This is a genomic window from Bacillota bacterium, from assembly GCA_013178125.1.
Lineage (GTDB): Bacteria > Bacillota > SHA-98 > Ch115 > JABLXJ01 > JABLXL01.
The window spans coordinates 182780-206663 of sequence record JABLXJ010000001.1 but is presented as its reverse complement, the minus strand read 5'-3'; the positions used below and the strand labels follow the sequence as shown (position 1 = coordinate 206663).

Annotated in this window: 25 protein-coding genes, 2 tRNA genes and 1 other RNA gene; 3 read left to right on the top strand and 25 right to left on the bottom strand. The window is 52.1% G+C overall.

The features are described 5' to 3' along the window. Window positions 1–20 precede the first annotated feature (20 nt). From HPY71_01040 to rnpB, 12 genes are all read right to left on the bottom strand, one after another. Complete coding sequence (locus tag HPY71_01040; GenBank protein ID NPV52090.1) at window positions 21–2144, bottom strand: CDC48 family AAA ATPase; 2124 nt, start codon at window positions 2142–2144, stop codon at window positions 21–23. Window positions 2145–2306: 162 nt separating this feature from the next. Further along, the gene (gene gvpA, locus HPY71_01035) at window positions 2307–2525 is read right to left on the bottom strand and encodes a gas vesicle structural protein GvpA (GenBank protein NPV52089.1); all 219 of its coding nucleotides are present in this window, start codon (window positions 2523–2525) and stop codon (window positions 2307–2309) included. 116 nt (window positions 2526–2641) lie between these two features. Further along, the gene (locus HPY71_01030) at window positions 2642–3484 is read right to left on the bottom strand and encodes a GvpL/GvpF family gas vesicle protein (protein ID NPV52088.1); all 843 of its coding nucleotides are present in this window, start codon (window positions 3482–3484) and stop codon (window positions 2642–2644) included. Further along, window positions 3456–4046, bottom strand: a complete 591-nt coding sequence (locus tag HPY71_01025; protein NPV52087.1) for a hypothetical protein — start codon at window positions 4044–4046, stop codon at window positions 3456–3458. Before HPY71_01025 ends, HPY71_01030 begins: the two co-directional genes overlap by 29 nt. Next, the gene (locus tag HPY71_01020) at window positions 4046–4354 is read right to left on the bottom strand and encodes a gas vesicle protein K (GenBank protein NPV52086.1); all 309 of its coding nucleotides are present in this window, start codon (window positions 4352–4354) and stop codon (window positions 4046–4048) included. Before HPY71_01020 ends, HPY71_01025 begins: the two co-directional genes overlap by 1 nt. 6 nt (window positions 4355–4360) lie before the next feature. Next, complete coding sequence (locus HPY71_01015; GenBank protein ID NPV52085.1) at window positions 4361–4570, bottom strand: gas vesicle protein; 210 nt, start codon at window positions 4568–4570, stop codon at window positions 4361–4363. A 116-nt stretch (window positions 4571–4686) separates the two neighbouring features. Further along, window positions 4687–5097: a gas vesicle protein gene (locus HPY71_01010; GenBank protein ID NPV52084.1), complete on the bottom strand. Its 411-nt coding sequence runs from the start codon at window positions 5095–5097 to the stop codon at window positions 4687–4689. Next, window positions 5070–5327: a gas vesicle protein GvpG gene (locus tag HPY71_01005; GenBank protein ID NPV52083.1), complete on the bottom strand. Its 258-nt coding sequence runs from the start codon at window positions 5325–5327 to the stop codon at window positions 5070–5072. Before HPY71_01005 ends, HPY71_01010 begins: the two co-directional genes overlap by 28 nt. Window positions 5328–5368: 41 nt before the next feature. Further along, entirely contained in the window at window positions 5369–5923 is a 555-nt protein-coding gene (locus HPY71_01000; GenBank protein NPV52082.1) for an Hsp20/alpha crystallin family protein, read from the bottom strand. Window positions 5924–5978: 55 nt separating this feature from the next. After that, on the bottom strand, window positions 5979–6896 hold the full coding sequence (gene gvpN / locus HPY71_00995) for a gas vesicle protein GvpN (GenBank protein NPV52081.1): 918 nt from the start codon (window positions 6894–6896) through the stop codon (window positions 5979–5981). Between the two features lie 246 nt (window positions 6897–7142). After that, window positions 7143–8129, bottom strand: coding sequence for a hypothetical protein (locus HPY71_00990; protein ID NPV52080.1), 987 nt, complete (start codon window positions 8127–8129; stop codon window positions 7143–7145). Between the two features lie 223 nt (window positions 8130–8352). After that, an RNA gene (rnpB, locus tag HPY71_00985) (RNase P RNA component class A) lies at window positions 8353–8723 on the bottom strand. Between the two features lie 256 nt (window positions 8724–8979). Between rnpB and HPY71_00980 the strand changes: the two genes are divergently transcribed. After that, the gene (locus HPY71_00980; GenBank protein ID NPV52079.1) at window positions 8980–10662 is read left to right on the top strand and encodes a glycosyltransferase; all 1683 of its coding nucleotides are present in this window, start codon (window positions 8980–8982) and stop codon (window positions 10660–10662) included. Between the two features lie 45 nt (window positions 10663–10707). Here HPY71_00980 and HPY71_00975 read toward each other — a convergent pair whose 3' ends face one another. Continuing rightward, window positions 10708–11856, bottom strand: a complete 1149-nt coding sequence (locus tag HPY71_00975; protein NPV52078.1) for a glycosyltransferase family 4 protein — start codon at window positions 11854–11856, stop codon at window positions 10708–10710. A 288-nt stretch (window positions 11857–12144) separates the two neighbouring features. Here HPY71_00975 and HPY71_00970 point away from each other — a divergent pair, with 288 nt between their 5' ends. Then, the gene (locus HPY71_00970) at window positions 12145–13812 is read left to right on the top strand and encodes a methyltransferase domain-containing protein (protein NPV52077.1); all 1668 of its coding nucleotides are present in this window, start codon (window positions 12145–12147) and stop codon (window positions 13810–13812) included. Between the two features lie 49 nt (window positions 13813–13861). Beyond that, on the top strand, window positions 13862–14758 hold the full coding sequence (locus HPY71_00965; protein ID NPV52076.1) for a glycosyltransferase: 897 nt from the start codon (window positions 13862–13864) through the stop codon (window positions 14756–14758). A gap of 106 nt (window positions 14759–14864) precedes the next feature. Here HPY71_00965 and gmhB read toward each other — a convergent pair whose 3' ends face one another. The 12 genes from gmhB to rpoD form a co-directional block, all read right to left on the bottom strand. After that, window positions 14865–15965, bottom strand: coding sequence for a D-glycero-beta-D-manno-heptose 1,7-bisphosphate 7-phosphatase (gmhB, locus tag HPY71_00960; protein ID NPV52075.1), 1101 nt, complete (start codon window positions 15963–15965; stop codon window positions 14865–14867). Then, window positions 15955–16554 carry a D-sedoheptulose 7-phosphate isomerase gene (gene gmhA, locus HPY71_00955; protein NPV52074.1) on the bottom strand — a complete coding sequence of 200 codons (600 nt, stop codon included), beginning with the start codon at window positions 16552–16554 and terminating at the stop codon, window positions 15955–15957. The genes gmhB and gmhA overlap by 11 nt, the downstream gene beginning before the upstream one ends. A gap of 1 nt (window position 16555) precedes the next feature. Continuing rightward, window positions 16556–17617 carry a GHMP kinase gene (locus HPY71_00950; GenBank protein NPV52073.1) on the bottom strand — a complete coding sequence of 354 codons (1062 nt, stop codon included), beginning with the start codon at window positions 17615–17617 and terminating at the stop codon, window positions 16556–16558. Window positions 17618–17839: 222 nt separating this feature from the next. Beyond that, the gene (locus HPY71_00945) at window positions 17840–18256 is read right to left on the bottom strand and encodes a ribonuclease HI family protein (GenBank protein NPV52072.1); all 417 of its coding nucleotides are present in this window, start codon (window positions 18254–18256) and stop codon (window positions 17840–17842) included. Window positions 18257–18284: 28 nt separating this feature from the next. Then, window positions 18285–19013, bottom strand: a complete 729-nt coding sequence (locus HPY71_00940; protein NPV52071.1) for a hypothetical protein — start codon at window positions 19011–19013, stop codon at window positions 18285–18287. A 48-nt stretch (window positions 19014–19061) separates the two neighbouring features. Continuing rightward, complete coding sequence (locus tag HPY71_00935; GenBank protein ID NPV52070.1) at window positions 19062–19244, bottom strand: TraR/DksA family transcriptional regulator; 183 nt, start codon at window positions 19242–19244, stop codon at window positions 19062–19064. After that, on the bottom strand, window positions 19228–19401 hold the full coding sequence (locus HPY71_00930; GenBank protein NPV52069.1) for a hypothetical protein: 174 nt from the start codon (window positions 19399–19401) through the stop codon (window positions 19228–19230). Before HPY71_00930 ends, HPY71_00935 begins: the two co-directional genes overlap by 17 nt. 70 nt (window positions 19402–19471) lie before the next feature. Further along, window positions 19472–20803 (bottom strand): [FeFe] hydrogenase H-cluster maturation GTPase HydF, encoded by a 1332-nt coding sequence (gene hydF / locus HPY71_00925; protein ID NPV52068.1) that lies wholly within the window; start codon window positions 20801–20803, stop codon window positions 19472–19474. Window positions 20804–20826: 23 nt separating this feature from the next. After that, on the bottom strand, window positions 20827–22296 hold the full coding sequence (locus HPY71_00920) for an aspartate ammonia-lyase (GenBank protein NPV52067.1): 1470 nt from the start codon (window positions 22294–22296) through the stop codon (window positions 20827–20829). A 105-nt stretch (window positions 22297–22401) separates the two neighbouring features. After that, window positions 22402–22476: transfer RNA gene (locus HPY71_00915), tRNA-Ile, on the bottom strand. Between the two features lie 7 nt (window positions 22477–22483). Then, window positions 22484–22558, bottom strand: a tRNA-Asn gene (locus tag HPY71_00910). A gap of 163 nt (window positions 22559–22721) precedes the next feature. Next, complete coding sequence (gene rpoD / locus HPY71_00905) at window positions 22722–23816, bottom strand: RNA polymerase sigma factor RpoD (GenBank protein ID NPV52066.1); 1095 nt, start codon at window positions 23814–23816, stop codon at window positions 22722–22724. Window positions 23817–23884: the final 68 nt, after the last annotated feature.

Genomic DNA, 23884 nt, shown 5'->3' with positions numbered 1-23884 from the left:
CCATGACCATTAATCGATCATCACTTGCTGGAGTTCGACCTCACCCACTCAATCGCTTCCGTGAAATGTTTCGCCTGGATTTTCAGGGTTGAACCTGGAACGTCGCGGCTACTCCCATGTCGTCTGAGGAAATCCCTTATCGCGAGAACGCCCGCCCTTCTGCAAAACGCCTTGATCTCTGCACCCACAAATCCCTCTGTGATAGAGGCGAGATGCTCCAGTGATACATCTTCTGCAAGGGGCTTTCCGCGAAGGTGAATCGCGATTATCTCCTGCCTCTCCTTGAGGTCGGGCCCGGGCAGCTCAAGATGCAATTCAAGCCTCCCCGGCCTGAGCAGGGCGGGGTCTATCATATCTATTCGATTAGTGGCTCCTATTACAATTACATCACTCAAGTCTTCGATCCCGTCAATTTCGGTCAAAATCTGGCTTACCACTCTATCGGCGACAGCCGAATCAGAAGCGTGGCTCCGACATGGTGCAATCGCGTCTATCTCGTCAAAAAAGATGATACATGGGGCCGCCTGGCGCGCCTTGCCAAAAATCTCTCTGACTCCCTTTTCCGATTCGCCGACCCATTTTGACAGGAGCTCGGGGCCTTTTATGCTTATGAAATTCGCCTCGCTTTCACTCGCGATGGCCTTGGCTAAAAGCGTTTTGCCGGTTCCTGGCGGGCCGTAAAGGAGAATGCCTCTCGGTGGCTCTATTCCGGCAGATTTGAATACATCCGGATACTTAAGTGGCCAGCTCACAACCTGGATGAGCTCCTCCTTAATGTCTCTCAGCCCTCCGATGTCATCCCATTTAACATCAGGGATGTCGACAAGGACCTCCCTTGTGCTTGAGGGCTCGACCTCCTTCAAAGCATTCAGAAAATCCGACATTGAGACGTGAAGTTGATCCAGGACATGATCAGAAATCTCATTTGTTTCGAATTCGATATGCGGAAGAACCCGGCGCAACGAGATCATGCCAGCCTCTTTGCAAAGCGCCTCTATATCTGCCCCGACAAATCCGTGAGTAATCTGGGCCAACCTCTCAAGGTCCACGTCATCAGTAAGGGGCATCCCTCTCGTATGAACCTGGAGAATCTCCAGCCGACCGTTTTTATCTGGAACGTTTATGGCGATTTCCCTGTCAAACCGTCCGGGTCTCCTCAGGGCTGGATCGAGCGCGTTCGGTATATTCGTGGCCCCGATTACGATAACCTGGCCGCGCCGTTCAAGGCCATCAAGCAGCGCAAGCAGCTGGGCGACAACTCTCTTTTCGACCTCGCCGACCACCTCAGTACGTTTAGGTGCGATCGCGTCAATTTCATCAAGGAAAATTATGCTCGGGGCGTGTTTCCGTGCTTCTTCAAATATGTCCCTCAGCCTGGCCTCGCTCTCTCCGTAAAACTTATGGATAATCTCTGGCCCGTTGACATGTATAAAATAGGCATCCGTCTCGCTCGCAACAGCTCTCGCGATAAGCGTTTTGCCCGTTCCTGGGGCGCCGGTCAGCAATATACCCTTGGGAGGCTCGATACCCAGCCGCTCAAAAAGCTCCGGATATCTGATGGGGAGCTCGATCATCTCGCGGACTCTGTGAATTTCCTTCCCAAGACCTCCGATGTCCTCATAGGTCACCTTGGGCTCTTTTCGCTCCTCGATCTCTTCCGCGCAAACAACTATCCGGGTGGCTGCTGTTATCACAACTATTCCCTTCGGTACCGTATCAACGACTTCAAATTCGCAGGATAGGGTGCCGAAGAGATCAGCTCTGATCCGATCATGGGCCACCACCGGAATACCTTCAAGAAAACGTTCGACAAGAGCAAGATCGCCCCGGTCGTGAGACCACTTGGGCGAGCGAACGTAAGATAGGATTATCTTTTCTGCATTCGCGTGAGAGGCTTTTGAGATCCGAACTTTGTCATCGATTCCTGACAGGATATTCTTTCGGGTAATGCCATCGATCTGAACGATGCCTTTCCCTCGGTGGTCGGGGTAAGTCGGCATGAGTCTAGCGGCGCTCTTCCTCTTCCCAGATATCTCCACGATATCGCCGATCTCAGCCTGAATCTTTGCCATATCAATAGGATCGATCCTTGCAATGCCTCTTCCAACGTCCTTGGGAAAGCCTTCAGCAACCCGTAGCGTCAATACATTATAAACATTATGAGTTGCCAAGGGCTTCTCTCCCTCCCTGGTACAAAGTTCTTTGTAAGCTGTGTCGAGGAATATTCCCAATATTTATGGGTACCCCTCGACACAGCGAACAAAATAACTACAATGCCTACTGACTGCAATACTTACTAAGCTGCACTAAGCTGCGGGCACGGAGGCAAGTTGCGTAAGCCCTATAGCCTCAGCATAACGCAGATAAGTCTCAACGCTCGCTATAACGACTCTTGCTTCAATCGCCAGGATCTCGATACCAACAAGAGCAACCCTTGCCCATGCATCGATTACAATACCCTTGTCAAGAATCCTATCCAGCACCTCTGCCAGGCTAGAAGCATCAATACTTTTGCGAACTGCCATCTGACATTCCCTCCTTTTCCTCGACTCGGTCGACAGTTCCGATTTTTACCTACCATCTGTTGGCTTTATCGTAGGAAGGTCCTTCTGCTCTCTTCTGCTAACCATTATATTTAAGCTTACCTTAAAATGTTACATGGAGTATTTTCGTGCGTCACAAAACTGTATGGCGGCCACGGGCCCGTGAAACGAATCTCAACCCCACATTCTTCCGCGATACGGTCTAGCTCTTCCCCCAGCTCGCTTATGGCTGAATTCTCCACCAGCACCGATAGGTTCATAAGCATTTCCTTCCCTTGAACTTTCTTCACCTTGTTGGTGCAGATCTCGGTGGCATATCGGGCAATACGGCGATGACATATGCCAAATATCTCGTCAGCCTTCGCATCGAGCGTTCTTTTCAAGGCCTTTTCAAGACGTTGTTGATAGAAATACATTAACCCCTTGGATTTACTTGCCATCTCGGTCTTTATCTTTTTCAAGTCCTCATCAGTTTCAATTAACGCCTCCGATACAGCCGCTGGATCCCAGATGACCTGGATTCCCGTTTCAGAGCGGCATTTGAATCTGTCAAGCATGGCCTTGAAATCCTCGTAATTGCTCGCAAGCCATGATACTACATTCTCCTCGGCTGTATGCACTTCATCCCCTTTTATAATGACATCAAAAGTCATCGGAATGACAGTTCCGCACATTTGCCAGGCATGATCTACGATGTCGGCATGAACTCCAACCCATTCCTTTACAATCTCGTCCTCACCCTGGTATGGCACTGGCTCGCAGGCATGGACGACCGCGCCCAACTCAAGGTAGAATATGGTGAAAACGCGAGCTCCGGCGATTCCCGGGATAAATGTCCGGCAGGTCTCCGTCCTCGGGATAATGCAGTACACATAACGCGCTCCGGGGTCGGATTCCCGGTTGATATTCTGATCACCAGGGGACTGAACAAGATCGCCCACTCGCTCCCCCTCCTCTTGTCGCTCCCAAGGTCAACACCAGCGTGCCGTTCCTCGCCACGATCTTGGCCCTAGTAATATCAAGGGGCCACGGGAGTCGAACGCTTTGTCGAGCCTCAAAGCCGTCCGGGCCATTCAGGATGAGCAACTGTCGATCCATCACCTCGACCTTGACCATCCCGCCTGCCCATCGGGATAAGATAACAACGATCTTTAAAAAGCCTCCCTCGACATAAATCTCCGGCTCATATTCGCAATTAAAATGATCTTCGCACGCTCGCGTGAATTCTTCCGAAAGCCACCATGAAAACGTGACCTGCCGGCCCTGATAAGGGTCCAGTTTTGATTGCTCGAAGACCAAGGCGGGATATCCCAGGGAATCCTGGGCAGCACCATTGATATTTTGTCTAATTCTGGTTAGTATCTCCATATGGGACCAGGGCCGCGATATTTCATTTAGCTCCTCAATAGTGCAGTGCCTGGAGAAATACATGCTCAAAAGGATTGCTCTATCCTTGCAATCAAGGGCCTCAAAAAATCGCTTTAACCTCTCGCATCCGAGCATTATTCGACATCCTCAGCCCATCGTTCAGGGTTTATCATCTTATCCAAAACATCATCCACCAGGTTATCTAACCCATCCCTCACGCTCTGTACCGTATCGTGGATGTTGTTATCACTCTTGATTTTATTAATGGCCTCGTCGAGATCCAACAAAGCCTCACCCAGCCTCTCGATCTCTCTCTCCGTCAGCGCTCCGGACTCCATTCTCTTAATGGCCTGGGTTTCCACGACCTCCTTTATGATCTCAACTAACGCCATAACCAGGCCCAGGAGGCCCTGTTTGAGATCGTCTTTGTTGATATCAATCAACTTACTTCACCGCCTGATCAAATCCCCATCCAGAACATTCATGATGCCATAGCGGGCCATGGTTTCAACGCTTGCTATCGCTGCGCGCAAATTGATCGCGACAAGCGGGATATCGGCAAGACCGATGATCAGGTCCAGGTTTAAAACAACCCCTTTCTCCAGGATACGATCCAGCAGATCATTGATGGTAGTTTTCCTATCCCTCGTTGGTTCCATAATCCAGGAACGCTCCCGTCAGCCCTGAGTCGCGATCCTTCATCGATTTCCATCGATTCGTTAGTATTGGTAATATTAATAGTTTACATAACCTATAATCTATGAATCGCAAAGGGCTATGGACTATAGGCCGCAATAGGCCTTTCCAACCGGGCCTTCTTCGCCCTGGCGCTCACCCAGCCGCACCACGGGCACTCGGCTTCAAGAAGCTCTTTTGTAGCCACCCTTTTCCCGCACTGTGGGCAGGTCTCCCAGTCCACTCCAACTTCCTTCCAGGCTGCGGTCTCCAGATTCGTGCCGGAGGGAAATTCCAGGCCATATTTCGCCGCCGTCTCAAAAGATGCCAGGGCTGCCCTTATCTTTATCCCTAGTAATTCAACCCCAGAAACCGATACGACAATATCTGCATTGATGACAAGCCCTTTATCGAGGATGATATCCACCACGTCCGCAAGAGAAGAACCGCGCTCTCTGCTCAGCTGTGGCACAGCAAAGACACCTACTTTCCCCTGATCTTGGAGTGATATTCTCTGGCCGCATTCAGCCGCTTGAGCAGCACCGATTGGCGTTCCTTGTAGTAATCTTCTTCAACCTCTCCAGCCTCATGCCTGAAGTGCAGGTTTACAAGCTCTTGACGGATCCTCGATTCATCATACAGCTCGTTCTCGGCATATTTATATAACTCCTCGAGAATGGTTATGAAACCATTTATCGGGAAGAATAATACATCATCAAGCCCATCCAAAAGCACCTGCATCATTCCTTTGCTCCCGTTAGACTTTCGGATCCAATGGAGGATCAAGCGCGCATCTTGTCCAACCTGACCTCCAATATGCCATCTTTGTACAAGATCTGCCTCTTATCCCAGGCTACAGAGGCCGGAAGAAGGATTTCGCGATAATATTTATGCGACGCATTCTCAGCGGATATGATCAGAATGTCTCCTTCGAGTTTTACAGTGATCTCGTTTTCGTGCACTCCAGGCATCTCAGCGACGACGAGCACATAACCAGCTTCATTAAAAACATCTACGAGGGGCTCTCGCACACTGTCTATGATAGGCCCGCCCTTCTTCCTACGGATGTTTCCAAAGTCGTTGATCTTCGGCAAGCCGCCCTGCCCGAGCTTTACGGAGAAACCATAGACACCCCTCAAGTTCTTCAACCTGCCCGACCCTTTGATCTCTCCTGATTGCGATATCTCTTGGGTCCCATCTTCGACCATCCTGGAAATCAGGTCAACGAAATTGCCCAAGCCCCTGAATATCCCGCTCAGCCCTAAATTACCTAATAGAGAGCCGATATCATCAATAGGCCCGCCCTCGTTACCATTATTGCTATCCTTTTTAACCATTGACGTCGCCCCCGTGCTCAGATCTTGAGGATTGGGTCAACCCAGGATCGCCCCATCAGCAGTACTTCGAGATGGAGTCGCCTATCATGGACCTGACCCTTTCGACAGCAGGTGAGGCCGCACCCCTCAACATGGCCGATGATAGGATATCCATGCAGATCCTGACAAACTGTCCATCTTCCACAGAAACCCGCGCTTTCCTGGATTTTGTGGCTTTTGCAATCATTATAGGGGCCCGGATCGTGGGTTTCGCCTCGCTCTCGGCAACATCTCGTAAAGCCCTGACAAGCGTTACAATCTTCTCCGCGCCCTCCCGGGAGATTCCAGACTTGGATCTTGTTATCGCTATCTCCGTCTCCAGGTCAAAATAATCAAGATCGATTGTGATCATTCTATCCTCCAGCGCGTCCTGGCTTTTATGAACTCCAACATACTCCTGGGGGTTGCTGGTGAATATTGCAGCGAAGTTCGGGTCAACCTGCAGGTACCTATCCCCTCCCCTTGGGATGGGCAAATCGAGTATCCTTTCTTCGAGGATAGATAGTAAGACGTTGTTCGTTTCCGGCCTAGATCGCGTGAATTCATCATAGACAAGCGTGTACCCGTATCTACAGGCTGTTGTCAACCTCTGGTCAACCCATCTCCTTACGGCATCCTCCTCTGTTTTATGCACTGTATGTACGTAATTATCAATGATGGTCTTTTTTTTATATCCAAAATAGCCACCTATGAGATCAGATACATTGTATTCGTCGTTCCCGTAAATGAGGACAATAGGCCGGCCAAGCTTCGCGGCAATATGAAGAGCAAGAGTTGTCTTGCCTGTGCCCGCCCCGCCCCGAAAGTGGACAGGGAAACCAGCTTTAATGTACAATAGAGCCCTCTCAACAAGCTCTCTTAAATACGGTGTCTCAACGAAGCCCTGCGGCGACCTGGCCTCAAGAAACAATGTTGCTTCGTCAATCACAACCATCACCCATCCTTCGGTCCCAGTTTAGCGTGGTTTTCTGCTTCAACCTGTATCCATACTATTCAATGGATTAATGAAATGTTACGCTGTCATCCAGTCTCCAAAGATCTCGAACTGAAGGGGGAAGAAGCATGAATGTTGTGAAAAAACAGGGACGATAAGGCTGACCGTGCCTAACCGCCCCTGACTCCGGCATCTTGCTCCGGTCTATATCCGATTCACGGGTCCAGCTTACTATGGAAATCTACTTCATACTAGGGTCTGTTCCCATGTCTTTTCAAGTTCCCTTCTCATGATAAACCGGGGACCGTAAAGGCCTGTTTGAGCCCTTCGAATTACATAGACGTATACGATATCCTTGCGAACTATATTGCCGCCAGCTATGTTCATTCGCGGGTGTCTCATGACATCATAGGTCCTCCAAAGGGCCACATATTGACTGGGATTATCCCGGACGTTCAAATAAGTCTGAACCCAAGCCAATCCCGATTCCTGGTTAAACAAAAGCACATTCATGAGTCGATGATCAAGGTCATCGGACGCCGGGATACCTGTGGCCGTCTCAGCGTACCCAAATTCGCAGACGGCCTGATTCCAGGCTCTTAGGGCCCGGGGATCGTATACGACGGCGGAGTCGTCGCTCGGGCCATTAATATCAAAATCCACATATATCGGAATGTAGTCGAGGCGCCTTGAGCCTGTATAGTAGATATAAGGGATGAAGTTCCCGCCTTCATCGAAATAAAAGGCTTCCTCGATGTACATCTTATACCCCAGGCGATACCTGGCGTAAATTATGAATCCCTTGGCCATCTCAAATACTACGGGACCTGCCTCCAGGTCCATAAGAAGATACTGTGGCGATATATTCCAAAAAGCGCCGTTTCCAACCCAGGGCACCATCGCCCTGTATATATACTCCACATCGCGATAGTAGGCCAGCATAATCACCAAACCGCGACTGAATTCACTACCATGGGTCGCTTCAAAGAAGAGCTTCCAGTTATGGGCCTCGTACCATCTATACATCGACATCTCATCTTTGGAGGGCAACTTGCCATCAACATCGGCGAAGGTCGGTTCAACCTCCACGGATGGGTGCACAATGATCTCGTCTTGACGCACTTGTGAGATATCCGTTATGACGCGCGATATATGAAGCTTATCACCCGTGCACGGGTTAAGTGGCAGAATCTCAGTCAAACGGCTTTCAAGCTGAAGATTATTGTATATCATGGTTGATCACCCCTTTGTTCGTGGTCCATCACGGTCTATAGCCAAATCCAGATTTGTACCATGGATCATTGATATCATGGATCACGCTACAAACTATGCGGAGAAAGTGAAAATTGCTACCGGCCCTGTGCAAATGCCGTGAAGGCGCCGCGTAAGAGGCAATGAGGGTATCACAATGGGGAGAATATGGGGAAATGATGATCAAGATTCCTGAAGGGAAACACTGGCAACCAGGCCTGTAAGCCGAGTTCTGTCGAGGGTGGCCATCTATCTTGGACGCAGGTTGCCCTGCGCCTCCAGCGACCTTACCCGAGGGAAGAGCGGGCCACTCTATCTCCCTCCTATTCGGTCTTGCTCCAGGTGGGGTTTGCCTGGCCGGCCAGTCGCCTGGCCGCCGGTGCGCTCTTGCCGCGCCGTTTCACCCTTACCTTGCCGGACTCCAGGTTGCACACCCGCAATCCAGCAAGGCGGTTTGATTTCTGTTGCACTTTCCTTGGGGTCGCCCCCACTGGGTGTTACCCAGCACCCTGCCCTGCGGAGCTCGGACTTTCCTCAGGCGCTCTGTGTGGCGCCCGCGGCCACCTGGCCTGGTTGCCAATTGGGATACGACAAAAGCTAATCCCACCAGCGTAAGCCGTGGGATTTCATAATAGCACGCGAACAGGTGTTTGTCAAGGTCGCAAAAGGGTCGCAAAAAGGGTCAAAGGGTCTGCAAAAAGGATCCCCAAAAGAAACTGAAAAGAAGAGACTGTCTGGACAATATCATCTTGAGAAATCGAAAATAAGATGATAAAGAGATACTAAAGCCAGGTTTCCAGCATCATACCAAATATGGAAGGGGGCAGCAGCGTTGACTGAGAACCGGGTCTTCAACCACAGCTTCGAGCGGGTGGGCCAAAGAAATCTATGGCCTGAAGGATGGCAGGATGCTGGCTATGGAGATGAGAGAACGACTCTGATTTATTCAACAGAGCATCCATCTGACGGGACCAGGTCGATTAAACTCATCAATCCAACATTTATGGGGACTGCAGTCGGCATAATACAAACCAAAGACTATACCGTCCGCGTAGAGCCAGGCGAGAGGTGGGAAGCAAGCGCTGAAATCAAATCGGATCAGCCCGGTAAGCACCTTAGAATAATGGCCCATTTCTGGGATCCTGCTGGCAACTGGATTGGCTGGCATCATTTAAAATTCATTAGCGCAGGTAAAGAAATGAAGCAATATGCCGGCCTCGTTGATATACCTGACGGAGTCTCAGGGGTCACCCTTCAGGTGGGCATGCATGATACAGGGACGTTGTGGATCGACAATGTTGCTTTCGTCAAAACCCCCATAGTTGAAATAAGGGTGTTAAACGAGCCATCAAAGAAGGTCCGCAGGCATGATTCATACAGAAGAAGTATTGCCATCGACGCGCGGGAGCTCCTTGACCGTGTGAGCGAGATCGGACGGTATACGCATAATCTCATCAGATATATGGCGGCACTTAATACGGAAACACTCTACTATCTCCTCAGAGCTGATTTACCCCCATATGGATTCCCTGATCATTCAAATGTCTTGTTCGCCTATTCCGGTAAGTACAGAGATGACCTCTGGGAGTCCCATCTATTGACCCAATTCCTGCTAAAGCACAAGGTCACCCTTTTTCACAACACCCGCAACGGGCTTGCAACCTTCAGAGAAGCCCCTTTTTGTCCCTATATAATTACCCTCCACGATCTAATTCCATTAAAATCGCGTAAATTCTACCCCCCGGAGTTTATAGACCATATGGAGGCCAACCTTCCCGTATACCTCAAGGGGGCCAGGGCTATCATTACAACTTCAAAACACATTAAAGAGGACGCAATGATGATGTTTGGCCTCCCTGAGGCGAAATTTCGGGTGATTTACGGCGGTGTAGAGAATCATTTCAAGGTTTTACCCGAAGGCGCGGTCAAAAAATGGCTCCGCGACCGGTTTTCCCTATCGCAAGATTGTATCTTATTTGTCGGCGCCTTTAGTTTCCACAACAACCTCCCAGGTTTGGTGCGGGCATACGCGGCGTTGCCGGAGAATATAAAAGAGGCCTACGCACTCGTCCTGGTCGGCAAAAGGACGGGCTATACAGATGAGGTCTTCAAGCTCGCTTGTGAGCTGAAAGTTCAAGAGAGGGTGCTTATTACGGGCTATGTACCGAATCAGGAACTACCTTACCTTTATAACGGAGCAACCCTCCTTGTTTATCCCTCCATATGTGAGGGGCTCGGGCTCCCACCCCTTGAAGCCATGGCGTGCGGCACGCCCGTTATAGCCTCCAATCGTTCGTCCCTACCTGAGATAGTGGGTGATGCCGCACTGCTCGTGGACCCGGAGCAGGTGGATGACCTACGCGATGCCATTATCGAACTATTAACCAAGGACTACCTGCAAAAAGAGCTGATAGAAAGGGGGGTCAGGAGGGCCTCACGATTCTCCTGGGAGAAATGTGCCAGGGAGACCCTGGAGGTCTACAATGCGGTAAATGCAAATGGCCCTTGTGCCTGATTTACGAACGCTGCAGGCTTCACCCGAGTAACGATGATAACCCTTTTAGGTCCGCAGTTTTCCCAGCACGGCCCGGTAGACCTCGAGCGTCTCACGTGCATTCCTATCCCAAGAAAACTGGGAGACCACAGCGAGGCCTTTTTCAATGAGGGCTCGCCTTAAGCCTTCATCAGTTAGGACCCTGGCCATGGCTTCCGAGAGTTGCCGATGGTCGCACGGATTCACCATAAGGGCCCCTTTACCAGCTATTTCGGGTAGCGACCCTCTGTCGGACGTTATCACCGGCGTTCGACACGCCATTGCCTCGAGGGGCGGCAAACCAAACCCTTCATACAGGGAAGGGTAAACAAATAACGCGGCCCCGCTGTAAAGGCATGGAATATCCACTTCTGAACAGCGCCCCGTGAATAGGACACGTTCTTGCAGCCCCAGCTCCTCAACGCACCTGACTACTTCGTCGAAGTCATCGGTCCTGTATCCCCCTATCACCAGCCGGTAGCCTTGCCTCAGGTGCTCTGGTAAAATAGAATAGGCTTTAACCAGGCCCGTAACGTTCTTTCTGAAGCTAAACCCCCCGATATAGAAGATGTAGTTTCCCTCAAGTTTGAACCGCTCTCTTAGCCTGGGACGCGCTACCTCCTCCGCTACCGGCCCGTAATGCGCCTCGATTCCCTGATGGATCACCTGAAACTTGTCCTCTTCTACCGGGATCAGGCTCTGAACATCCTTCTTGACCGAATATGATACCGTGATAATCTTCTCGGCCCTGGCCAAATAGTCTGGCACCCTATCCCGGATACGCTGGATCCATTCGCTCGAGTACTTCTCTGGGAACAACAGGGGAATGAGGTCATGAAGAGTAACTACATAAGGGCGGCCAGGCGGCCAAAACGCTACAAACCCGCTTCTCGGGCTGTGAAACAAGTCGATCTCGTGGGACTGCAAGAATGATGGTACAAACCCCTGTTCCCACTGATCGTCCGCGTACTCAGGGGAGACAACAAACTGGGCATTAGGCGTGCGGGTCTTGAAATTGTCGATAGGTCTCCCGTTTCTCAAAAAGTAGTAATCAATTGTGGGATCGAGTTCAGGAAGCCTATCAAGTAAATTATGGACATACTTCCCGATTCCGGTCGCCCAATCCAGCATCTCTCTTGCATCTATTGCGATCTTCGGCCTTTCCTCCACGTTCATCTCATCTCCCTGCCCTTTCTGTATTCTGATGCTATCTCCAATTACGGATGAGGTTTTGACAGATTTTGACCTCCCCGGGCTGGCAAATCCTCATGGATCGCCGCTATATCTTATGCGAGAAGGGGCAGAATCGGCCTTTCAACCTCTGTTGGCGGGGCCTTTCAGCGTCTGTTGGTGGCAAGGTAGGGGTTTGACAAACTCTGGCCCAGGGTATGACAGTAATCCATATATCTACATAAAATATGTTAGCCGTGACAGAAGAGGATGCAAAGGAAGAGGAGGCAGAGTATGAAGCTTCGAAAATACTTCATCATAGGAGATGCCAACACTCAGAACCCCAATCCCGGGGACATCTTCGCCAAGGATGGCATAAAGCACTTGATAACTCTAGCGGAGTATAACGTCCCCCTATTCTACGATGTGAATGCATTTACACGCGATGAGTCTGTGTGGAACATAGCTCTGAAAGAGGCTGACTATCTGGTCATCGGGGGCAGGCCGAGGTTGGGAGAGCTTGAAGTTGTGACCTATTGTGACTATTTCTTCTGGGAAGACGTCATTGCCGCCAAGAACAAGGGCATTGTCACGGTAGATTTCTGGGCCGGGAGTGGGTTTCGCGAATGGAATGTCGAACAGATCCTGGATGGCTGTAAGGATAACCCGGCAGTCTCTCAAGTAATCCAGTACGAGTCTATGCTAGACTATGTCATTGCCCGGGACCGCCTCACCAAGGAACTGATAGGGCAAAGGATGGATAAGATCGACATATTCCCATGTTCGTCATATTGGGCAGGGGATTGGCATCATGTCGAGCCTAAGACAAAGGTGGTGAACGCAATCGCGCTTAGATTCCTCCCCGGCAACGAATGGCTTCTGGAAAAGCTGGTGAGATGGCAGAAAGAACTATACGAGGATAAGCCGACGTTCTTCATCGCCCATCAAATTCAGGAATATGAGTGGTTTCTAGCCCATTTGGGCCCTAGCGAATATCTGCTATGTATATATGATCCCAGGTCCCTCCTTGAGTTCTACTCCCGGGTCGATAAACTGATTTCCCTTAGGGTTCACGGAAGCATCCCGGCGCTGTCATTCGGAGCCCGGGTGTTCAACATCGCTACTGACTCGAGGAGCCTAGCCCTAAAGGAATTCGGTGTGGATTCCATATTCTACTTGGATTTGGAAGAGCGTGATGCCATCTCGGAAGACGACTTCCAGCCTAGCAAGTTAGATAAAAAGGGTGCAGAAAAGGGGTTCATAAGAGCATTCAGGGACAGGGTAATGAAGCTTTATGGGGAAAAAGTGGTGGAGAAACATAGGCAGTATCTTGATGAATTCTATTGGAAGGGCGCCAGTAAGTCCGGCTATAAGGGCCTGCCCCTTGGAGAGGACTTAGCAGAGGAGTTATTCCACTACTTCGAGGGCGAGGGGTTTACCTGCGGGATCGATCTCGGGTGCAGTTTCGGTGCCATTCCCGATCGAATGAGGAAGGGTGGCATTGATTTTTACGGAGTAGATTTATCTGAATATGCCATAAACTACGGCAGAAAGACGTTCGGGTTGAATGAGATATACCTGGGCTCAATTCACGACTTGGGCAGGTTCGAGGACAATAAGTTCGACTTTGTCATATCGGTCCAGGTCTTTGAACACCTGCCCGTTGAGTTGCTAGATTCATTATTACATGAGTTGAAGCGGACCTGCAAGCCAGGAGCCAAGCTATGGATATCGCTGGTATGCGGCTATCCTGGACAGCTGAAGAAAGGCTACGGTGACATTGACCAGACGCACATCACCCTGTTCCCCAAGGAGTGGTGGGATGAGAGGTTTAACGAATACGGTTTTGACGCAGATGATGGTTTCGATAGGAAGATTAGAGAGAAAGCAAGAAGGCTATATGGCGACCGGAACAGGCTTGATCGCGATGGTCTGCATACGATATGTTACACCAAGCGATAGGACCTCATCCCGCTGGATGTGTGTGCATCAAAGAGAGGGGGGTGCCGTAATGATTCGCGTCCATTTCGAAACCCCGCGTACTTTCGGTTTTAGCATCCATCGGGTCGAGAAGGAATTCAAGCGCTTCGCCCCGGAGGATTTTCAGTTCGTTGGGCGGTATGACATAAAAGAGGCGGACCTTATCATAGTGCAGTTCATCGGCCGAGACGGGTTAGTGGACTACCTGATCGAAGCGGGTAAACCCTACGTTGTCATTTTATATTGCATCACACCGGGTTCGAATTTGGGTAATATAAGATCAACCTACGACTACCAGATGGTGAAGAATGCCTGCTGCACATATTCCTTTCATCCTCTCGCGGAGATGGGGTTCGCGGGTAATTTGCTTCTAGGGCCGCTAGGAGTGAATCCCGAAACTTTCTACATGGAACCCTCCGTCGAAAGGTCGAATACGATCATCAGCACAGCATGGGTAGCCGCGTCAGAAGGCTTCCAGGAGATCTATACCGCTGCGAAGCAATCGGGCGGCAAGGTAGTCCACGTAGGCTGCCCACTCACCAGGGAATGCGGAGATATATTTGAGGATGCGTTCTACATCAGATACGAGAACGTTACAGACGACAAACTGAGGGAACTCTACAACTCATGCAAATACGTCTCCGGGTTGCGCAGGAGCTGCGGCTTCGAACTACCCGTGCTTGAGGGGCTTCTCTGTGGCTCGCGGCCGATTTGCTTCGATAACCCGTATTACACCAGGTGGTTTAAGGACCTTGCCATCTTTGTACCCGAAACCTTCGATCACCTGGTGGAGGATCTTGTCGCTATCTTCCGCTCAGATTATAGGCCGGTAATGCAGGATGAAATCGCATATGTAGTTGAAAATTTTAGCTGGCATAAGATAGCGCAGAATTTCTGGAACTTTGTCCGGCAGAGCTACACCTCGTAGTGCAGCAATATTACCAAAACCATATTACTACGATAAAAGCCATGGTATCATGGCGATAAAAGCATGGTACCATGGCTTCACTATAAAGAGGAGAGAGAGAGCCTCCTCATTTCGAAGGCTTTCTCCCCTTTGCGATGAGGTTGCTCCCCCCATCCGAATGCACATCCAAAACCTCCAGACCGCATCTTTCCATAAGGGCAGCCATGGATCTCAAATCGAAGCCGGCCCTGTGCGTGTTTTCGGGGTAGTCCTGGTGCCCGTAGAGGAGCTGCACCAGACGATCAGTATCAAAATCACCCCGGAGGTATCCGGAGCAGATGGCTTCCAGATTGGGGGTGATGACCTCAATTTCGCACTGCTCTTTCAGCACCCTAACCCATTCGCGCAGCACGCTTTCAACTTCAAGTCTACCAAAATGCTCCAAGATATCCTTGGCAAGGATGTAGTCTGCATAGTTATCTGGAAACGGCAACTTATCTACCGAACAACAGATATCGGTCTTTACGGTCGTTCGTATATCTATATTCACATAGTCCTCTCGGTAGTCTCCACCGCAACCGAGATTGAGTCTTATCAACTTGAACACCCCCGTGTCGCTTGGAGTCTTGAATGAGTGCGGATTTCGCGCCTCCTCTTCCTGTCTCAGAATCCATTTAGCCGCTTGAAGCAGTGATTGAGCGATATAGTCCGGCCTTACCTCCTTCGAGGCGTCTAGCCGGGCCATCTCTTCCTTCCCGTAGCCTGTTAGGACCAGGATTGATCGACATCCAGCATTCCTTCCAGCCTCAATATCTATGAGCTTATCTCCTACCAGATATGATGCGCTCAGGTCTATATCGCACTCGGTGCTCGCCCGGATGAGCATCCCAGGTTTCGGTTTACGGCAACTACAATTTTTTTGATATTCTGGCGGTCCCACTGTTGGATGATGTGGGCAATAATATATGCGATCAATGCAAGCATCTAATTCCATCAATTTACTTTGAAGCTTCCAGTTTATGTCTTCAAGCGTTTTCTCGCTACAGAACCCACGGGCGACCGCAGATTGGTTAGTAATCACAATTACCATGAAGCCGCCATCCTTCAGCAGTTTGATGCCATCGGCCACCCCGGGCAGCAGCTGGAGATCATCAGGGTTTCTCAGATAATTTGCTTCAACGTTGATAGTCCCATCTCTGTCCAGGAAGACTGCCCTATTACCCATCATTTGACCCCCATCCTGCCTGGAGCTCTCTCTCCACGACGGAGCAGATGATATGCCCAATCGCAAGATGCGCTTCCTGGATATAAGGTGTATCTGTGGACGGGATGATTAAGGCCAAATCTGCAATTTTGGCGATCTCTCCCCCCGTCCCTCCCGTAAAACATATAGTGAAGACTCCCTTCTTCCTCGCCACATAGAAGGCCTGCACGATGTTTGACGAGTTTCCGGATGTGCTCAACCCGATAAGGGTATCGCCGGGAAGCGCCAATGCCTCAACCTGTCTTGAGAAGACCCGGTCATAGCCGTAGTCATTGGCTATCGCTGTTATGATGCAATCATTGGCGGTAAGCGCTATCGCTGGGAGGCCCGCTCTTTCAAACTTGAATCGGCCTACGAGTTCCCCGGCGATATGCTGAGCATCAGCGGCACTTCCTCCGTTCCCGCAGATGAGCACCTTCCCACCGTCCTTGTAAGTCCGTATCAGCTTTTCTATGATCGCATCTATAACATCTGCACATTCTTCCTGTACTCTAAATTTTACTTTCGAACTTTCCAGCAATTCCGCTTTTACGATATCCGCGAACCTGCCCATATTAGTCACCTCCCATATCCGAAGATACTTCACCCGGACGGAAGGTTGGTACGTCCTCGCCCGTTTCCCAGGTGCGCAGCCCACCGGGTTCAAATCCGAAATGAACGATCTGTCCCCCAAGGCTCCTGACGACTTTGGCAACAAGATGTTTCCTGTCGAATGGGCAGTAGAGTAGAAGGTAGCCTCCTCCTCCGGCACCCAGGATCTTGCCGCCAATTGCCCCATTCTGTCTAGCTGCATTATATAGCTGATCGATGTGGTCGTTAGATATTCCATCCGCCAGTCTCTTTTTACTCTCCCATGCATCGCTCAGGAGTTCACCAAAATCCTTCAATCTGCCGCGCAGTAATGCGTCTTTCATCAGGATTGTCAGCATTCTCAATGAGGCAAGAGCACAAACAACATCTTCTTTCCCATGAACATAGTTATCGACCTGGTTTTGGATAATGTTTGTCAGGAAAGGTCTACTGCCTACATAACAAAGCAGCAAATGGTATCTCAGCTCATCGAGGATATGATCGGGAATGCGCAGGGGGTTCACTACCGTTTTCTCCCGAGAGAATTCTATAAAGTTAAAACCACCGAATGTCGCTGCGTAGTGATCCTGCTTCCCTCCCTTGATCCCAAGTTGTTCTCTTTCTATGTGATACGCCAATTCGGCAACTTCGTAATCCGTTAACCTCTTTCCCAACCAATACATGAACGCACCGATCAAAGCCACGACTATGCTCGAGGAGCAGCCCAAACCTGAGCCAAGCGGGACGTCTGTTTGTATGTAGAGGTTCATCCCGCCCTTCTCTGCGAAGTTTTTGACCACGGATCTAGCAAGGTCAAACTCGCCGTTTGAGATCGCCTCCTCGCTATACTGCTGATTCACAATTACATCGTGGCCAATCAAATTAATTATTATCTCCGAGTCTAAACGTGGAATCAAAGTACAGTAGGCATATTTATCTATAGCCGTGCTGAGGACCGCGCCCCCTTTTTCTTCAGAATAGGGGGGAATATCGGTGCCTCCGCCAGCAAAGCTTATCCGCAATGGTGCTCTACTTCTAATGATCATTCGTCATCACTTCCTCATTATTGTGACTTCCAAATTATGGCTTCTATCCGCCTATAAATCTTGGAGTTCATCAATAACCAGCTACCATATGCTATGTAACATGAGGGAGACTAGTGTAAGACTGACTCGCAACATATAAAAGCGCCTCCCGAGGAAAAATTTCAATCTCGGGAGGCGTCTGCAGAAGGTCCACCGCTAGAAACCAGGCAGAGCGGCACCAAATCAAGTCTGAGTCTTCAAAGCCTCGTCAAGGGCCTTATTTGCAAGGCGGTCGGCCACCTTGTTCCTCTCGCGCGGCACATGGTGGACCTGGCAAGACTCGAAGCGCCCCATCAGCGTGCGAACCTTCCCCAACAGGGGGAGCAGCCCCTGGCTCTTGACCCTGTACTCGCCCCTTACCTGCCTTGCCATAAGCTCGCTGTCGGTATATACCGTGACCCGCCTGGCTGAGAGCTTGAGCCCCTCCTCCAGACCCCTTATGAGGGCCGTATACTCCGCTATATTATTTGTTGTCTCGCCTATGGCCTCGTATATCTCGGCCAACAGGTTGTAATCGCTATCGAATATAGCGACGCCGATCCCCGCAGGCCCCGGGTTGCTCCGGGATGCGCCATCCGTGTGAATTATGATTTCTTCCATCATAGTCCGCCAATCTGCTAATAATCTACTAAGCCCACTGCCTGACCAGGATGCGGCCGCAATTCTCGCATCTTACAATACGGTCGCCCGCCTTCAACTGCGCTATAATAAATGTTGGGAGGGCGATATGGCAACCGCCGCAGATATCACCCCGGACTCTAGCGACTGCAACCCCTCCTTTGCTCCTCGCGAGCTGTTCATACAGTTCAAGCAGGCTGCCCGCCACCTCGCAGGCGATCGTCTCACGCTCCGCCGCCAGTATGGCAAGCTCATCCTTTATTCTCTCCTCTTGGACCCGCATATCGCTCTCCAGGCTTTCAAGCAGGCGTTTCCTCTCAATAAGCCCCTCGCTCTTACGCTCCAGCATCCCTTGCGCCGCTTCTATACGTTCCATCGACCCGATAAGATCGTCCTCCAACTTCCTCTTGTTTGCTTCTATGTTCCCCAGCTTTGCCTCCAGCCCCCCGATCTCCCTCGGGTTGGTTACCTCTCCTCCATATAATTTCTTGCGGATCACATCTTGATTCCTTGTGATCTCCGCAAGCTCCCATTCCTTCTCTTTCTGGGCCTTCTTCATGGCCGCAAGCTCGCCTGTCATCTCGCGAATAATAGCTTCCTCGCCAGAAACGATCCCGGCGATTTCACGCACTTGCTCAGCTACGGGCAGGGAATTCAGCCTACGGTTAAGCTCCATCCTGCGTTTGTCCAGCTCCTGGAGTTTGAGAAGCCGGCCCAGTTCTCCATCCATATCACTCATCAAAACCTTCCCCTGGTCTAAAGCTCAAGAACCCTGAGTTTCAACCGGTCAGCTTCGAATTGCGCCAAGCAAGTCCTTGTAAGTATCGATATCCATGCCGACGTCCCTGCGCTTGGCATGGACATCCGGTCCGTTTTTCTCGGCGCATTCAACACATCGTTTGGTCTCTGGCAGGATCCGGAGTCGCTCCTCAGGGATAGTTTTACCGCAAATTTCACACTTCTTTTGCATCTTCCGGCTCCCCCCCGTGCTTCCGCGCCTCTGGGTGGCACCCCTCCGGGTGACAGGTAAGGAAATCCGCTGCGGCGTATCTTATATCGCTCTCTTCACCACAGCGGATCACGGAAGCAAAAAGCCTCTTCTCCGCATATGCAAGACCCAACCTCATCTATCATTATCATTCATATACTATTTCTATATATCGCGCAACGTTCCTGCTCCATCTCGCATATACGTAATCAAATTTTGATCTTACCGGCAATCTGGCTTACGAGGGGCATCTTTTTGAGAAGTTCAAGCTCCGCTGCCTCATCCTCCTCCCCCCCAGTCCCCAGCGCGGCCAGGGCCGCGGGGAAAGGCGAGAGGGCCCGCCTGAGCACGCCGTGGATATGGGCCATTAAGACTCCGTAATTGACTATCGGCACGCCCGCCCCCTGGGCCTGCATAATCCGGGAAAGCATCTCCCTGCGGTTGAGCATGCAAGCCCCGCAGTGAACGACCAGCTTGTAATCATTCAGGTTCTCAGGTAGCATATCCCCCCCACTCACGACATCGAAGGTTATATCCCCGCCAGCTGCCTGGCGGAGCCACCTGGGTATCTTGACCCTCCCGATGTCATCCTCCACTGCGTGATGCGTGCACGCCTCGGCGATCAGGACCCTGTCGCCGGGCTTGAGGTCGTCCACCGCTCTTATGCCCGCAGCCAGGGCCACGAGATCGCCCTTGAAACGCGCAAAGAGAATGGAGAACGACGTAAATAGCACGTCCTGCGGCGTATCCGCGGCGGCCTTCATAAACACGGAGGAGTCTGTTATGACGAGCCGCGGCTTACCGGCAAGATTCTCCATAACATGCCTTAGCTCGCGTTCCTTGACCATCACGGCCACGGCATCGCTCTCGAGGACATCGCGGATGACCTGCTGCTGAGGCAGGATCAACCTCCCCCTGGGCGCCGCCTTGTCAATGGGGATGACCAGGATAACAAGATCGCCCGGCGCGATTAAATCCCCGACGATCGTCGGAGCCGTCCAGTCTTTAGGCGCGAACTGCACGATCAGGCGTTTGAGCTCCTCAATACCTTGCCGCTTCAGGGCGCTTACAGCCACGCACGGGATGCCGAGCCCCCCGGACCACGCACTGACATCAAGGTCCTGGCCCGCGTAAAGGTCGGCCTTGTTAATAACCCCGATCACGTTTACGTTCTCGTTGCGGGCGCGTGCCACCACCTCCCGCTCGTAGCCATAACGGTCCTCGCCGTCGGCTCCGGAGCCCTGTCCGGGATCCACGACCAGGAGCGCGAGGTCAGCCTTCTTGAATACATCGAGAGTCTTCCTGATGCGGAGCTCCCCCAGCTCGCCTGTATCGTCTATCCCGGCTGTATCTATGATGACCACAGGCCCAATGGGCAGGATCTCCATTGATTTGTAAACGGGATCGGTGGTGGTGCCAGGAACATCTGAGACTATGGCCACATCCTGATTCGTAAGCGCATTTATCAAACTCGACTTCCCAGCATTCCGCCTGCCGAAAATCGCAATATGAAGACGCTGCCCCCTGGGCGTCGTATTCAGACTCACCGCTCTCACCCCTCGGTCTAGTTCTCTTTCTCCTTCTTCTTCTCGTTTTCGTTCTCTTTCCCCTTCTCCCTGAGCCTTCTCGCCAAGAGCTTGAGGCCTGCTATGCCCGGGGTCGTGAGCTCCCGGGGCTCGAATATCGCCGAGAGCTCCTCAGGGCTGAAGCCGCTCTCTGCGCGCACGACATCCTCAATCGCCTCGCCGCTCTCCTGGGCCCTTTTCACCAATTCCGCAGCGCGATCATAGCCGATATAAGGCACGAGGGCGGTTACAACTCCATAGCTCATGCTCAGGAGCTCCCGGCATCGCTCCTCATCCGCCGTTATACCCTTGACGCATCCCTCGGAGAACACCATGGCGGCGTTGGCCAGCACCTCCATGGATTGAAGGAGGTTCTGCGCAATGAGCGGCAGAAATGCATTGAGCTCGAGCTGGCCCGATGCAGCAGCGAGATTTATGGCCACATCATTCGCCATGACCTGGTAGGCCACCTGCGTAACCATCTCGGTTGCCACAGGGTTCACCTTCCCCGGCATTATAGAGGAGCCCACCTGGAGCTGGGGAAGCCTTATCTCGCCGATGCCGGCGCGAGGGCCCGAGCTGAGCAGCCTCATATCCCCCGCTATCTTGGCCAGGTTCACTGCAGCCGTCTTCAGGAAACCTGATACCTCCGCAAAGACATCTGCATTCTGCGTAACCTCAACGGAGTTCTCGGCCCTGGCGAGGCCGAACCCTGTAAGCTCGCGAAGCCGCTCCACAACGGTAAAGATGTAGCGGCGGCTGGCGTTGAGGCCCGTTCCCACGGCAGTCCCGCCGAGATTCACCTGCCTCAGCCGCTCCTCCGCCTTGTACAGGCGCCACCAGTCACGAGCGACGGCCTCGGCCCATGCCCCGAATTCCTGCCCAAGGGTGATAGGGACGGCGTCCTGGAGCTCGGTGCGGCCTATTTTCAGGATCGCAGCGAATTCCCGCTCCTTGGCCTGGAGCGCCCCCTGGAGCCCGGCCATAGCCTGGCTGACCTCACGGATGGATTTGATGGCAGCGACGCGAAGGGCGGTGGGATACACATCGTTGGTCGATTGCGAGAGGTTGACGTGATCGATGGGGTGGACAATGGTGTAATCGCCCTTTTCCCCGCCGAGAAGCTCGATCGCCCTGTTGGCCAGGACCTCGTTTACGTTCATGTTGGTTGAGGTACCGGCCCCTCCCTGGTAGGCGTCGACGATTATCTGGTCTGCGAATCGCCCCTCGGCCAGCTCCGATGCGGCTTTTACTATAGCCTGCCCGATACGCTGGGGGAGGAGGCCGACCTCCATGTTCGCCTGGGCCGCAGCCCGCTTGACCATGGCGAAGGCCCAGATCAGGGTTGGGTGGACTGCGAGGCGGGAGATGGGGAAGTTCTGCGCCGCCCTGGCGGAGTGGATGCCGTAGTAGGCATCCTGTGGTATTTCGAGCTCTCCGAATGGGTCCGTTTCTATCCTGTATGCCACGTGTCGATCACCTATCCCTCTCCTGGCATGTTATGCTGCCATATAAAGAATACATCAAAAAAGGTGAGTTGCCCTCGATCAACTCACCTCAAAGACCTCGTAATATGGTGGGCCCACCCGGATTCGAACCAGGGACCAACCGGTTATGAGCCGGTCGCTCTACCGCTGAGCTATGGGCCCGAAAAAATGGCTCCCTGGGCAGGTCTCGAACCTGCAACCTACCGGTTAACAGCCGGTTGCTCTACCATTGAGCTACCAGGGAACACCCCTCTAATCTACATCATTTATTTTACAATAACACGCCGCATTGGTCAACACCTTTTCACCCTACCACAGGCTATATAATATGATCTATACCCGCTTTTATAGGCCCTACTCACCCGGGCTCTATCTTCCTCGCAATGCCGCAAATAATCTACACTACCCTATTCGAGGTAATCCTTCAGCTTCCGACTCCTGCTGGGATGCCTGAGCTTCCGCAGCGCCTTGGCCTCTATCTGGCGTATCCGCTCCCGGGTCACCCCGAATATCTGGCCCACCTCCTCAAGCGTCCTCGAGCGGCCATCATCCAGGCCAAACCTCAAGCGCAGGACCTTTTCCTCGCGGGGAGTCAGGGTCTCGAGGACGTCCTCGATCTGCTCCTTCAGGAGGCGGTATGAAGCTGCCTCCGCGGGAGCCAGCGCATCCTCATCCTCTATGAAATCCCCGAGATGGCTGTCCTCCTCTTCCCCTATCGGCGTCTCGAGCGACACCGGCTCCTGCGCGACCTTCATGATCTCGCGGACCCGCTCCACGCTCATATCCATCTCCCTGGCAATCTCCTCCGCGGTCGGCTCGCGGCCGAGCTCCTGCAGGAGCTGGCGGGACACGCGTATGAGCTTATTTATGGTCTCCACCATGTGCACGGGGATCCGGATGGTCCGGGCCTGGTCCGCAATGGCCCGTGTTATGGCCTGCCTTATCCACCACGTTGCATAGGTGCTGAACTTATAGCCCTTCCTGTAGTCGAACTTCTCAACGGCCTTGATGAGCCCGAGGTTCCCCTCCTGGATGAGGTCGAGGAAAAGCATGCCGCGGCCGACGTAACGCTTAGCTATGCTCACGACCAGCCTCAGGTTCGCCTCGGCCAGGCGGCGCTTTGCCTCCTCGTCGCCCTTCTCTATCCGCTTTGCCAGCTCGATCTCCTCTTCAGCGGTGAGGAGCGGCACGCGCCCGATTTCCTTCAAGTACATCCTTACGGGATCATCGATGGGGATCCCCTCGGGTATGGTGAGATCTATATCTGACTCTTCATGAGGCTCACCATCGTCGTGATCGAGGAGCTCTATCTCCCCGCCCTCGGGGATGACATCGACCCCGTTCTCAGCCAGGACTTCATAAATGCCGTCGATCTGCTCGGGAGTTAGCTCGATGTTCTGGAGCGCATCCATGACTTCCTGGTAAGTCAGGCTCCCCCTTTTCTTGCCTCGCTGGATGAGCTCCTGAACCTCAGAAATGTTCAAGTAATCAGCCTTTACCATCTAACTCCCTCCTTCCTGACCGCAGATTGAAGCCCTTCCCGACTCGAATTCATATTACCATCATCCCT

Excerpts from the sequence above, each read along its gene's own strand:
- gvpA (NPV52089.1), bottom strand. The coding sequence starts at position 2,525 with ATGGCAGTTCGCAAAAGTATTGATGCTTCTAGCCTGGCAGAGGTGCTG.
- HPY71_01025 (NPV52087.1), bottom strand. The coding sequence starts at position 4,046 with ATGCTCGGATGCGAGAGGTTAAAGCGATTTTTTGAGGCCCTTGATTGC.
- HPY71_01015 (NPV52085.1), bottom strand. The coding sequence starts at position 4,570 with ATGGAACCAACGAGGGATAGGAAAACTACCATCAATGATCTGCTGGAT.
- HPY71_01005 (NPV52083.1), bottom strand. The coding sequence starts at position 5,327 with ATGCAGGTGCTTTTGGATGGGCTTGATGATGTATTATTCTTCCCGATA.
- HPY71_01000 (NPV52082.1), bottom strand. The coding sequence starts at position 5,923 with ATGGTTAAAAAGGATAGCAATAATGGTAACGAGGGCGGGCCTATTGAT.
- gvpN (NPV52081.1), bottom strand. The coding sequence starts at position 6,896 with ATGGTTGTGATTGACGAAGCAACATTGTTTCTTGAGGCCAGGTCGCCG.
- HPY71_00990 (NPV52080.1), bottom strand. The coding sequence starts at position 8,129 with ATGATATACAATAATCTTCAGCTTGAAAGCCGTTTGACTGAGATTCTG.
- HPY71_00975 (NPV52078.1), bottom strand. The coding sequence starts at position 11,856 with ATGAACGTGGAGGAAAGGCCGAAGATCGCAATAGATGCAAGAGAGATG.
- HPY71_00970 (NPV52077.1), top strand. The coding sequence starts at position 12,145 with ATGAAGCTTCGAAAATACTTCATCATAGGAGATGCCAACACTCAGAAC.
- HPY71_00965 (NPV52076.1), top strand. The coding sequence starts at position 13,862 with ATGATTCGCGTCCATTTCGAAACCCCGCGTACTTTCGGTTTTAGCATC.
- gmhB (NPV52075.1), bottom strand. The coding sequence starts at position 15,965 with ATGATGGGTAATAGGGCAGTCTTCCTGGACAGAGATGGGACTATCAAC.
- gmhA (NPV52074.1), bottom strand. The coding sequence starts at position 16,554 with ATGGGCAGGTTCGCGGATATCGTAAAAGCGGAATTGCTGGAAAGTTCG.
- HPY71_00950 (NPV52073.1), bottom strand. The coding sequence starts at position 17,617 with ATGATCATTAGAAGTAGAGCACCATTGCGGATAAGCTTTGCTGGCGGA.
- HPY71_00945 (NPV52072.1), bottom strand. The coding sequence starts at position 18,256 with ATGGAAGAAATCATAATTCACACGGATGGCGCATCCCGGAGCAACCCG.
- HPY71_00940 (NPV52071.1), bottom strand. The coding sequence starts at position 19,013 with ATGAGTGATATGGATGGAGAACTGGGCCGGCTTCTCAAACTCCAGGAG.
- HPY71_00935 (NPV52070.1), bottom strand. The coding sequence starts at position 19,244 with ATGCAAAAGAAGTGTGAAATTTGCGGTAAAACTATCCCTGAGGAGCGA.
- HPY71_00930 (NPV52069.1), bottom strand. The coding sequence starts at position 19,401 with ATGAGGTTGGGTCTTGCATATGCGGAGAAGAGGCTTTTTGCTTCCGTG.
- rpoD (NPV52066.1), bottom strand. The coding sequence starts at position 23,816 with ATGGTAAAGGCTGATTACTTGAACATTTCTGAGGTTCAGGAGCTCATC.